The organism is Candidatus Paceibacterota bacterium, assembly GCA_026195275.1.
Classification (GTDB): Bacteria; Patescibacteriota; Minisyncoccia; order Phycocordibacterales; family JABMNX01; genus JABMNX01.
On sequence record JAPHQU010000005.1, the window covers coordinates 1 to 12,093 of the forward strand.

The following is a 12,093-nucleotide window of genomic DNA, read 5'->3' on the forward strand; positions in this document are numbered from 1 at the left end:
ACGATTGCGGAGAGGTGCCGGAGTGGTCGAACGGGGCGGTCTCGAAAACCGTTGTGCGCTTACGCGTACCGTGGGTTCGAATCCCACCCTCTCCGCCAGAATACAAAGCCTCGGTCCCAGAGACCGGGGCTTTTTTCTTTCATAACCCTCAGAAAACAAGGATTTTTAGCGTTTTCGTGTTCCGGCGTGTTCCAAGGCGATCTTGCGTGTTCCAGGTTTGTAATGTATGTTTATATGTATGTTGTTGGTGTGAGGAAACATGGCAAGGCAAACGAATAAGCTCACAGCGCGGTCTGTCGCATCCATCACGAAACCTGGGTTTCATGGAGATGGGAACAACCTGTGGCTCCAGGTGACGAAATCCGGCACCAAAAATTGGGCCTTCCGATACACCTTTCAGGGCAAATCCCACACGATGGGGCTTGGGCCGGTCTCGCTTGTTGATCTCAAGGACGCCCGTCAAAAGGCACAGGATGCCCGCAAGCTGCTGCTCAATGGGATCGATCCACTTGAGCAGAAGAAAGCAGATGCCGTTGCCCAGCGCCTGGAACAGGCAAATTCCATCACCTTCCAGAAGGCTGCTGAGGAATATATCGAGTCGCATAAATCCGGCTGGAAAAACGCCAAGCATGCGGCTCAGTGGTCCGCCACATTGGAAACCTACGCTTATTCTGAATTTGGAGATTTGCCTGTTGCCTCCATCAATGTGGGCCTTGTGATGCGGGTGCTGGAACCCATTTGGACGAAAAAGGCTGAAACGGCTTCTCGGGTGAGGGGGCGGATAGAGGCCATTTTGGATTGGGCCAAAGTTCGTGGTTATCGAACCGGGGAAAACCCTGCTAGCTGGAAAGGCAATCTCGATCACCTCTTGCCCGCCCGTTCGAAAGTGCGGCGCGTAAAGCATCATGCAGCCTTGCCCTACACAGAGGTTGGTGACTTCATCAAAGAATTACGTGAGCAACAAGGCACGGCTGCTCGTGCGTTTGAGTTTACAATTCTGACAGCCGTTCGAACGGGGGAGGCGTTGGGTGCAACATGGGCTGAAATTGATCTGGATAACAAAACCTGGACGATACCGGCTGAACGCATGAAAGCCGACAAAGAGCACCGAGTGCCTCTGTCGGATCGCGCCGTGAATATTCTCAAAGCGGTTGGGCAGGAATTTTCAATGAAGCCTGAACTTCCGCTTTTCCCCGGTCAACGTGTCAAAAAGCCTCTTAGCAATATGGCGTTCCTGATGCTCCTGAGGCGGATGGAGAAGGAAGGTATCACGGCTCACGGCTTCCGTTCGACATTCCGCGATTGGGCGGCTGAACAGACCTCATTCCCACAGGAGGTTGCTGAAATGGCCCTCGCTCACACCATCGCCAACAAAGTTGAAGCGGCTTATCGTCGTGGTGATTTGTTCGAGAAGAGACGTGAGTTGATGGGTGAGTGGGAAAAATATTGTGACAAAAGTTTTAAGTCTGGAGAAGTAAACCTAGGCAGGTGGGATAACTAGCATTGCCAACTCGAGTTATCCTTGAACGTACTGTTATTCCTACTGGGTATATGGGAGCAATCGCCTTTCTGGCGATCATTGCCTACCCTGGTAAGGGCGAATATCACAAGCGTGATGAATTAGTGGAAGCATCTAAGTCATGGATTTTGAAAGAAGCCACCCAAAAGGGATCGCCGGAAAGGGCAGAGGTTTACGAAAAATATAGGCAGTATCCAAACCAGCAAATTGACGGCAAGTTACGACAGCTTGAAGCACGAGTATGGAAGAGATTGTGCGTTGCTGAATTGGCTCGAGACATCATCCGCCAACACCAATTCGCCACGCACCTTCCTGACAGCCTTAAGAAATCAAACCGAGAATTGCGGCTTAAATACCTTGATGAAACCTACGCAACGAGCGGCAGTAATTTTGACGTTTTGCAAAGCGAAAAGACATTCAGAAAAAGAGAGTGGAAGCCTTCGCTTCCCATCCTGCATTATGCAATTTCCCTTTTGGCTATGGTTCTAAAAGGTGAATCCTTTAGTATTCGTGATCTTGTTCTGTCGCCTGATTGGCTTCCCGAAATAATAAAGGGAGCAACGGGGCATGCTTTGCTTATTGATCAATATATCGATGATGACTTTCAGAGAATTGAGATAGCACTATCCAACTGTTGAATCTTTGCCTCCCTTTAGGCTGATCATCCTGTGTTTTGTTCCTGTAGATGCCAAATCCAAGCAACAGGAGCCATAGCCATGCAAAAAATTCTCAGGCGTACCAAAGTTGAAGCTCTTACCGGGCTTTCGAGATCTACAATTTATAACCTTATGAACGAGGGGTTGTTTCCACTTCCAATCAGGATTGGGCGGGGCGCTGTGGGTTGGTTGGAGAGTGAAGTCGACTCGTACATTTCTTCATGCATTGAAGAAAGAGACCAGCAAGCATCCGTTGTTGGCCGAAATGGTGAGTTGCCAAAATCCACAACAATGTAGAAAGCAAAAACCCCCGTTCGGTGGCCGCCGACGAGGGTTATCAAGAGGTGTTCAGAAGATGCCTAATCGTACTCTTCCCCCGAGCTCGGGGCAACCTTCCCATGCCGAAAGACTACGAAGGATCAGATTCGATTATGTAATCAAAAAATCAGGTATTCGTCGCCGTTTTCAACGAATTGCCATAGAAGCGAATTTAGCCATACACGAATTATCGCAATACCCTTGGCATGGAGAATACACAGCACGGTTAGGGATCGTTCTAGATCGAACTCTTGAAGCACTTGAGGATTGGAGCTTCCAAAAATTTATCGATGCTGCATATGAGGCACATTTCAATAGGGTAATTCCTCATTCCGTTTCTCGAGCAGCCTGTTTAACGCCCTTTTCTTGGGCTTGGGAAGATACGCATGAAATTGCCAGTATCCTCATGATGTATGAGGAGGTTTGTGATGGATGAGGATGTCAAACACACCCTGTCATTAAAGCGGCTTCAAACCATATTAGGTGATTTCAGAACCAGCATATCTCCCTCTCGTTTCACTATGATTGAGCAGGCAAATATTAAGCCTAGAGAATTTTTATATGGACGATCCATTATTAGAAAATATGTCAGCCTCCTTGTCGCTCCAGGAGGGGTTGGCAAATCGGCACTGACGATTATGCAAGCCTTGGCCATGGTGACGGGAAAGCCCCTACTCGGGGAGCATGTTCATAGGGGAGCTCTGAGGGTTTCGATTATGGGACTGGAAGATCCATATGATGAACTAGAGCGTCGTATAATCGCAGCTTGTTCACATTATGGAATCACATCCCAGGACATTGGCGGTGATGATTGTCGATTGTTCGTGAATTCAGGACGTGATCAGAAACTCTGTATCACCATGAATTCTCGTGAAGGTGCCATTGTCGATGACGGTGTGAAGCAAGATCTGATTGAAGAAATCAAATTCAAAAACATTGATGTTGTGATCATTGATCCATTCGTATCCAGTCATTCAGCATCAGAAAATGACAATGTGGCAATGGATGCTGTAGCAAAAGCATGGGCGGACATTGCCGACAAAGCAAATTGCGCCATATTGCTCGTTCATCATAGTCGTAAGTTGAATGGAGAGCAGATCTCAGCGGAAGCGGCACGTGGTGCAAGCTCGGTTCTTGCCGCAGCACGATCAGGCTGTGTCATTAATCCCATGACAGAAAACGAGGCAGCCAAACTAGGGATGGACACTCACAGAGGATATTTTCGTGTCATCGATGACAAATCAAATATCGCTCCACCCGTAGATAAATCCGACTGGTATCGGATCGTGAACGTCACTTTACAAAATGGCGATCATGTTGGGGTGGTAGAGCGCTGGCAGCCACCTAATCCATATGACGCAATTACGCCGAACGTAATATTAATGATTCAATCTGCTGTGGCTGGTCAAGGATATCGAGAGAACGTGCAAGCTAAACTGTGGGTCGGCCACATTGTTGGAAAAATCATTGGATTTGATGCGTCAACATCCGCAGGGAGATTCCGCGCCAACGTTCTGATGAGATCGTGGATTGAAGAGGGCTACTTTATCGTAGTTGAGCGCCCTGACGAAAACCGTCGTCCACGGAAATTTGTAGAAGTTGGTCAATTTATCCAGGTTGCTCCACCAGATAATGCTGGAGCAGGTTATAGTGGAGCGGTGTAGCTCAAAACACGCTCCACCACCCCCTATTTATTATAGGGGGTGAGTGGTGGTGGTAGTGGTTGGCTGTGGATGAATATCAAAACTTACGGGCGCTAAAAATAAGTTCGGGGAACGGTCTTGTGGGGATCGTGTTTCCCACTTTTAGAACCTCCCCCCCCTACCTTAGATTGGAGGCTCACAATTTCTGCCATCGTTCCAGCATGATCGTATACGCCTCCTCGAAATGGTCGAGGCTAGTTTGTTCAATCGTGATCCGACATTCTGGCCAAGCTGACTGAGTTTCACGAGCAAAGGTCTTACCCTGTAATAGATGGGTAATTTGCTCTTCCGAAGCTAGTTGCTCTATTGGGAGGCCATCGACCGCTGCATGCCGTGCGTATGATGGTCCGCAAGCTCTTCCAGCGGATCTAGCGGTAAGGACGGTAATTCCGTGTTGAGTGATCTTTACGATGTTTAGGAAGTCGTATTTCTCAATTCTACAATGCTTCCTGATCCTGATTTGGCCAACAGCATTCTTCGTCTCAGGCACACAGATAATGTACCAATCTCCAACTTGTTTCCAATCTGGGTCGGGTGTGGTTGGTGTTTTTTGTACTGATGTGGCAGGTTGTCCCAGGTATGGCTGACAGGCTGATAACAGGATTGAGAATAATAAACATATCGCTGCGACTTCGCGTTTCATTGCCAATTTTCACCAATCAGATAGGAATACTTATGAATCATCTGATTTTAAGATAATCTGAAAAATAGATTAAGTGAAGCACCCTTTACGGAGGGTGCAATGGAAAAGACATTAGGCTCGGAGCGACACAAGGCTTTGATTGTTTTTTTGATTCAGCAGCGTGAAGCCGTTGGAATGACGCAGGCTGATTTGGCTAATGCAATTGAGGAATATCAGTCTTTTGTCGCTCGTTTAGAAAGCGGACAAAGGCGTGTTGACGTAGTGGAGCTATTGCGTTTGTCCGAGGTCTTGAAATTCGATCCGCATAAAATTGTTGATGAATTAATTACTCTCTAAAATTCTCAGGCCATTCCGCTTCAAGAAGCATTTGAGCCTTTGGATCATTCAAGGGCATTCCATTGTTCAGATGAATACCGTATTCAAGCAACCAGTTCATAATAAGCTGATGGAGTTTTGCAATTGTGTATATGGACATTGAACAGATCTCTTGAAGAGACCGAGGGGGAACCTCAAGAAAATCACCATTATTAAATTTCAGAGAACGATTCACATACGTGCAATGCATCTTTGCATTATCTTGGGTATTGAATTTTGAGCTCTCAATGGGGCCCAGTGTATCAAGCGTTATTATGTGTTCAGTACCATCGGATTCTTCAATCCGAATATCAATGCCCAGCCATTCAAGTTCCAGGTAACCCTTCTTTTTCGTGTCCTTTTCACCGACAATTCCATTGCGGTGGGTCAGGCAATTACGAGCCTGTGTAAGAGATTCAAAATAGTGTCCCATTTCAGTCCTGAAGCCATAACGTTTTTCAAGGTGGGTTAGTTTATCCCACACGCCGAAGCGCTCAAATTTCTCTATTGCGCCTTTTGCTTTTTCGGAAGATTTACCCTTGAAGTAGAGATCAGTTGGAGCAATTATCTGAAAGAGAGAATTCAAGAATGCTTCGATACCCTCGATCAATTCTCTAAAGCCATTTCCTATACACCAATTACGGAAGTCCGTTTTTAGATGTTCTCTGTCGTTAGGGGATAGGTTTTTTGGAACATCAATCAACTGTATAAAACCAGGTAGCTGATGATTGATATCCGCAAATAAATTTGAAGCATTTACTCCATATGCCATCAACATTGATGCCCGCTTTGGGATGTGAAGGCCGTTCTGAACAATCATCTCGATTGCTTCATTTACCTCTAGCTCTAAGGTCTTGTCGTCAGGCATATATTTCATATTTTCATTACACCGGCGTATGCATGAATATTGATCAATATATCCGTGACGGTTTTTGGCTACGGTTCATAAAATATTTATGCACGATTGATGGTTGCGTGAAATGAATCAGTAGTAGCTTGAAAAATGATGTTGCCGTTATTGCGAGTTGTCAGAACGTGGCGATGGGCATTATCTGAAAAAGTAATTCCACTGGTATGCTGGCGATACAAGGCTGCTGTATTCTGAGAATCATGCGAGATTGAGCTATCAGAGAATACGACGAGTTTGGGACTACAATGATTAAATACTTCTGAAAAGTAGCCACTGCGCCTGCCGTGGTGAGAGGCCACAAAGACGTTAACACCAGCCAAGTGTCTTCGGAAATCAGCATTTCTTAAAAGTACACGCCAGCCTGAAGCTTCAATGTCTCCAGGAAAAATCATGCATAAACCGCCGGAAGACAGAAACGTAACAAGGCTTAAATTGTTTAGGCCTGTGCACTCGCCATAGGCAGTGTACGTGCATCGAAATGAGATTTTATTTATGGCTAACCTAGGAGGGGAAGGGGGCAAACCGCTTAGAAGTCCGCGTTGAGAGCAAGCACGGTTTTGAGCAGAAAGTTTCTGTAAAAATAGGTTCACACCAGGGCCGGGCGTTTCAGGCTTTAAGCTTCTGATGACCTGAGGTGTTAGACTGTTATTTGATTCAATCCAGCCAACAGTTATGTTTGCGTTATATAGCGACTCCATGCCACTAACATGATCCTCATCAGCATGACTGATAAGGAGTTCGTCTAATAAGTAAATGCTTCGCCCAGCAAGAAGGTTTCCAGGCAACCAGCGCGTTAGCAATGAGGCACCAGAGCTACCACAATCCATCAGTAGATGTTTGTTGTTTGGTGTCGTTACAAGAGCGCAACTGCCATGATCGACGTTAAATATTTCAACCTTCATACTTCAAACCCACATATCGAACTTTGGCCTTCTGGCGAGTCTGAGGGTGGCCCGCCCTCTATGCTTGCAAATTTCGCTGTATATACTATATATAGGCTGTTGGCGGGTCAACTCAGCACAAGTTATTGATTTGGAATCTCATTCTAGAGGTCAATATGGCAGGAAAAATCACGTTTTTCCCGGTGGACAACGGGGACATGACACTCATCAAGCTTGATGATGAGCGTGAAACTACGATCCTGATTGATATTAACATCCGGCAGAAAGCAGAGGATGAAAACGATGACACTCGGGATGTTAGTGCAGATCTGCGTGAACGTCTAAATGAGGATAAAAATAAGCGTCCCTACGTCGATGTGTTTGTTCTCTCACATCCTGATCAAGATCATTGTTCAGGAGCTGATAGGAACCTCCATCTTGGGCCTCTTGCCGAATATGAAGATGAGCCTGGCGAAGGTGAGGAAAAGAAAATCGTTGTGCGCGAAATATGGTCGTCACCGGTTGTATTTAGAAGGGCTTCTAAGGGAAATCCGCTTTGTGCTGATGCAAAAGCAGTCAGTAAAGAGGCAAAAAGACGGGTTAAGGCATTTAGAGATAACAATGAGGCAACATCTATAACCGACATGGCCGAAGGGGACCGTATTCGGATTATTGGTGAGGATGAGCAAGGCAAAACCGACGATATTTTGTCAATTGTCTCAAAAATAGATGATGTTTTCTGTGAGGTGAATGGTCAGGATAATGGCTTCACTAAAATGACTGTTTTAGGCCCGCTTCCTGCCGGGGAGGCAGAGGGTGATGATGGCAAATTGGCATCAAACCGTTCCAGTATCATTTTGCAATATCACTTGTGGCCTAAAATAACGGCAGGAACTGATGGTGGGTATTGCCTTTATTTGACAGGAGGGGATGCTGGCGTGGAGGTCTGGGACCGCCTTGATGAACGTCATAAAGCCGGAAATTTTGAGCCTCTTGAATATGACCTTCTGCTTTCCCCGCACCACTGTTCGTGGCGATCTTTGTCTCATGACAGTTGGAGTGACAATGGGGAGGCGGCAAAAGTTAGCGAACAGGCGAGACATGCGTTGTCGCGGATCAGGGAGGTCACCAGGGGATATATCGTTGCGAGCTCGAAGCCAATCTTAGAAGAGGAACCCAACCCTCCTCATGAGAGAGCAAAACGAGAATATGTCGATATTGTTGATGATAAAGAGCGCTTTTATTGTACTGGTGAATACCCATCTGAAGATGTTCCAGGGCCTCTAGAGTTTTCCATAACGTCTAATGGTTTTGAGCCTCCTAGAAAGACAGGTTCATCGGTATCTGGCGCTGCGGCTGCCTTAGGCGCGACGACAAGCCGAGTTGGTCATGGCGAACAAACTAGGTAAACGGAAGAAGAAGGCGGCAGTTGCACTAACGGAAAACATTCGTCGTGATGTAGCCGTTATTGAGCGGCACCCACACGTAATTTCTGATTCGGTACGAGTTGGCAATCTAATTAATGACTGGCTTTTGCAAGTTAGTTTTAAATTCCGTGTGCTTGAACACCAACCTGAGAACATTCCAAATGAGAATGGTGTTAATGGTGTAGAAACCGTTTTTGTGTATTTCCCTAAAAACTACCCAGCACAAGAACCATCCGTTTATTTGCGGGCTGACTTCCCTTCAAACTTACCTCACATAAATCCCTATCGAAGCCCAAGAGGAGAAGTAAGCCCATGCTTTTTTGAGGGCAAAGTTTCTGATCTTTTGGCTCAACCTGATGGCATCATGGGAGTAATCAACCAAGTTCACCAATGGCTCCGAGATGCGGCTTTAGGCGAACTAATCGACCTAATAAAACAAGGATGGGAACCCCAGCGTCGAGACCAACTGTCAGGCACACTCATAGCTGATCAGTCCTATTTAGAGGGATTAATTTCAGATGAGGCTGGACATAAGCTGCTAGCAGCCAAAATTCTTATTGATGAGTTGGCCCCTGAAGATTTTAGCTTTATGGCAAGAGTGCTCGACTCTGATATTCCTGATAATTACGAGCAAATATTCGGCAGAGTTAAGGATTTAAAAATATCGGCTCTTTCATCGCAATATTCAGTCGCATTGTGTGTGTGGCCTAATGTAAATCATATTAGCTCCGATTATGCTCCTAACTCGGTAAGCGATTTCAGAAGCCTATGTGAACTATCACAGAGCTTAGGGTGCGAAAAATTATTATCATCACCGCTTACGGAATTGTTGAATATTTACCGAGATAATTATGGGGATAATCATTTAGATATTTTGATTATTATAATTGCAAGGCGTCCAGCCAATTTAATAGGAAAAGACAATAATATTGAAATACTACCTTACAATGTATCTGTGAATTTATCTAAATCTCCAGTGGGAGATTTCTACTACGTAAGCGAAGAGTCGATTGTAGAGCCAGTTGGGCATCGTCATGCAATCTCCAAAAGCTTACTTGGGAGGATTAGTCATGTGCCAAAGGATCTGCAAACACAACAAATCCACCTTTTAGGCTGTGGTAGTGTTGGGTCTAAGATAGCAATGCATTTTGGGCGGGCAGGTCTTGGGAAGTTTGCCCTTTATGATAATGGGAAATTATCTCCGCACAATTCTGCCCGCCACGCTTCGTTAGACGACGGGCAACTACCCGGAGTATATAAGACGCATGCTGTTGCTTACCTTTTAGAAGGCCTTGCCTGTAGCGCAACACCAATTAATGCAAACATTGTGAGCTTGTTTTCTAGCGAAAACACAGAAGACCAAAAAAATCTGAACGCGAACACGATCATTGATACAACGGCCTCCCTCCAGGTGTGGGATGCAATCTCTTCTGCGGAATGGTTGACGAACCCATTATTTCAAACTGGACTTTTTGGGCAAGGAAGACTGGGCTTTGTAGCTAGGGAAAATGCAGAAAGAACGACCAAGGTATGTGACATTCAGGCGATGATATCTGACCTGAGAATTTCACATGACAAGCTCAGAGCACACTTACCCAAAAGCAACATGAGTGAACTTGTTCAAGTGGGGCAAGGTTGCAGTTCAGCGACTATGGTAATGGCTGATGATGCGCTATCCGAACACACTGCTGGTATGTCAAAAATACTGCGACATGAAATTCGTTTAACTGCTGGAAGCCACGCTTCACTTTGGCTTGGTTATTCAGATCACGATAAGCCTGGGGTGGACTGGGAACAATTCCAATTTGGCCCGTTTATTTCAGTTCCGCCGTCACACGCAGATGGCTGGGAAATTCGTATTTCCGAAACTGCTGCAACACGAATAGAGGAAATTTCAAGAAAATTTGGTGAGGACGAATATGGAGGCGTTATCTTTGGCGCAATTTCAACTCTTCATCGTCGGATGATTGTGACGCGGGTCATTGATGCGCCATCAGATAGCGAATATTCGAAAGGCGCATTCATACTAGGCACCTCAGGTCTTAAGGAAGAGATCAAAAGATTGTTCCGGTTATCAGGGAACACGCTAACGTATTTGGGTACCTGGCACAGTCACCCAAAAGGTGGTGGGCCGTCTAGTGTAGACAGAAGTTCAGCGCAGAAAGTTTCTGAACTGCGATTGGGTGCTCCTTCAGCGTTGTTGATCTGGACACCTCAGGGGTATCGCGCTGCTGTTGAGCCCAAAACATGACGGTGAAATTGGAAACAAATTAGGTAGAGGGTTAGATGAAAATTGGCCTTGTGTTATCCGGTGGCGGTACGCGTGCGGCAGTCTTTCACCTTGGCGTTCTCAAGCGTCTTGCGGAGGCACAGAAACTTAAAGAAGTCTCACGTATTTCGAGCGTCTCAGGCGGAAGTTTGATTACGGCACTGATTTTCTCACGTTCAGGCAACAAATGGCCATCTTCTTCTGAATATCTTGATGTTGTTTACCCACAACTTAAAAGTCTACTTACCTCATCAAGCCTATTCTCAGGCAAGGTCTTGTTTAAGAATCCTAGTCAGCTGATTCATATTGGTGAACGGGCTCGCATCGTTGCAAACCTTCTTCGAGCACGGTGGGGTGTAGACGGTCATTTAACAGACTTACCCGACAATCCACTTTGGGAAATAAACACGACTTGTATCGAGACGGGGCGAAACTGGTATTTCTCAAAAGCGCATATGGGAGACTGGATTTACGGTGAAAGCACTAATCCATCATTCACTATTGCTGAGGCCGTTGCGGCTTCAGCGGCAGTCCCCTACGCCCTCGGCGCTTTAAAACTTGAGCTGCCTAAAAGTGGCTGGAATAAAAGTAACTATAAAAGCTCAAAACAATTAGAGCCTAAAGACCGCCCTGCATCAGTTAGATTGTGGGATGGAGGGGTGTATGAAAATTTAGGGTTGGAGCGGGTGTCTAAGCCAGGAAAGGATTTGAAAGGGTGCGATTTTGTTGTCATTAGTGACGCATCAGCCCCATTGCAAATAGAGTACAGCAAAAGCTTACTTTCGAGATTCTGGAATGCATTTTTGGGCGTGTTTTCAGGGAAACTGAAAAGCTCTCGACTTCTCGATATAACAAGTGAACAGATACGCTCACTACGCGTGCGAACTTTTTTTGCTGATTACCATCGAGCAGAGCCCAATACATTGGGAGTGCATGTCCGAATTGGTAATTCAGTCAGAGACGTGGATGCTGAAACGAATTATCTGCGTCCAGGTTCGGATTATACGGGTTTTCTTACTGATGATGAGGTTAGGCAGGCGGCCCTCCATTCGACTTCATTAAAGAAGCTAGATTTAGACGATTTTGAAAGGGTGAGCAGGCATGGGTATGAGGCGCTGGTGGCAAACCTAGAAGGGTATGCTCCAGATTTTTGATATCTGATAAAAGTCAGTGGCATATTGGGTTGATGTGCCTCCGTATGTATTTTAGAGTGTATGTTAAAAGGTTGTGTCATTAAAATTATTAATTAAAATCACATAGTTATTTATATTCAATGGCGGACACCCTCTCCGCCATTAAAAAAGGGCTCCCCGCAGCGGGAGCCTTTTTTAATGCGGATCGGGGGTGCGGTGGACGGACCCATGTTCGACACCGAGGCGTCCGATGGCATCGGACGCCGAAGGGGCAGGGAGG

At 46.0% G+C, this 12,093-nt stretch carries 10 protein-coding genes and 1 tRNA gene; 9 read left to right on the forward strand and 2 right to left on the reverse strand.

The features are described 5' to 3' along the window. Positions 1–8: 8 nt before the first annotated feature. From OQJ98_02790 to OQJ98_02815, 6 genes are all read left to right on the forward strand, one after another. Positions 9–98 (forward strand) — tRNA-Ser (locus tag OQJ98_02790). A gap of 161 nt (positions 99–259) precedes the next feature. Then, on the forward strand, positions 260–1,501 hold the full coding sequence (locus OQJ98_02795; GenBank protein ID MCW9054878.1) for an integrase arm-type DNA-binding domain-containing protein: 1,242 nt from the start codon (positions 260–262) through the stop codon (positions 1,499–1,501). Positions 1,502–1,551: 50 nt separating this feature from the next. Further along, the gene (locus tag OQJ98_02800) at positions 1,552–2,157 is read left to right on the forward strand and encodes a hypothetical protein (protein MCW9054879.1); all 606 of its coding nucleotides are present in this window, start codon (positions 1,552–1,554) and stop codon (positions 2,155–2,157) included. A gap of 78 nt (positions 2,158–2,235) precedes the next feature. Further along, positions 2,236–2,472 (forward strand): AlpA family transcriptional regulator, encoded by a 237-nt coding sequence (locus OQJ98_02805; protein MCW9054880.1) that lies wholly within the window; start codon positions 2,236–2,238, stop codon positions 2,470–2,472. A 449-nt stretch (positions 2,473–2,921) separates the two neighbouring features. Then, positions 2,922–4,157 (forward strand): AAA family ATPase, encoded by a 1,236-nt coding sequence (locus OQJ98_02810; protein ID MCW9054881.1) that lies wholly within the window; start codon positions 2,922–2,924, stop codon positions 4,155–4,157. 781 nt (positions 4,158–4,938) lie between these two features. Continuing rightward, positions 4,939–5,175 (forward strand): helix-turn-helix domain-containing protein, encoded by a 237-nt coding sequence (locus OQJ98_02815; GenBank protein ID MCW9054882.1) that lies wholly within the window; start codon positions 4,939–4,941, stop codon positions 5,173–5,175. Here the strand turns inward: OQJ98_02815 and OQJ98_02820 are convergent. Together OQJ98_02820 and OQJ98_02825 are read right to left on the reverse strand one after the other, a co-directional pair. Continuing rightward, positions 5,165–6,070: a hypothetical protein gene (locus tag OQJ98_02820; GenBank protein ID MCW9054883.1), complete on the reverse strand. Its 906-nt coding sequence runs from the start codon at positions 6,068–6,070 to the stop codon at positions 5,165–5,167. The genes OQJ98_02815 and OQJ98_02820 overlap by 11 nt on opposite strands. A gap of 77 nt (positions 6,071–6,147) precedes the next feature. Beyond that, a complete protein-coding gene (locus OQJ98_02825) occupies positions 6,148–7,005 on the reverse strand; it encodes a hypothetical protein (protein ID MCW9054884.1) in 858 nt (285 codons plus the stop codon). 155 nt (positions 7,006–7,160) lie between these two features. Between OQJ98_02825 and OQJ98_02830 the strand changes: the two genes are divergently transcribed. The 3 genes from OQJ98_02830 to OQJ98_02840 are packed head-to-tail and all read left to right on the forward strand — an operon-like array spanning position 7,161 to position 11,834. Then, a complete protein-coding gene (locus tag OQJ98_02830) occupies positions 7,161–8,393 on the forward strand; it encodes a metallohydrolase (protein ID MCW9054885.1) in 1,233 nt (410 codons plus the stop codon). Next, a complete protein-coding gene (locus tag OQJ98_02835; GenBank protein MCW9054886.1) occupies positions 8,374–10,662 on the forward strand; it encodes a ThiF family adenylyltransferase in 2,289 nt (762 codons plus the stop codon). Before OQJ98_02830 ends, OQJ98_02835 begins: the two co-directional genes overlap by 20 nt. A gap of 35 nt (positions 10,663–10,697) precedes the next feature. Next, positions 10,698–11,834: a patatin-like phospholipase family protein gene (locus tag OQJ98_02840; GenBank protein ID MCW9054887.1), complete on the forward strand. Its 1,137-nt coding sequence runs from the start codon at positions 10,698–10,700 to the stop codon at positions 11,832–11,834. The last annotated feature ends 259 nt before the right edge of the window (positions 11,835–12,093 follow it).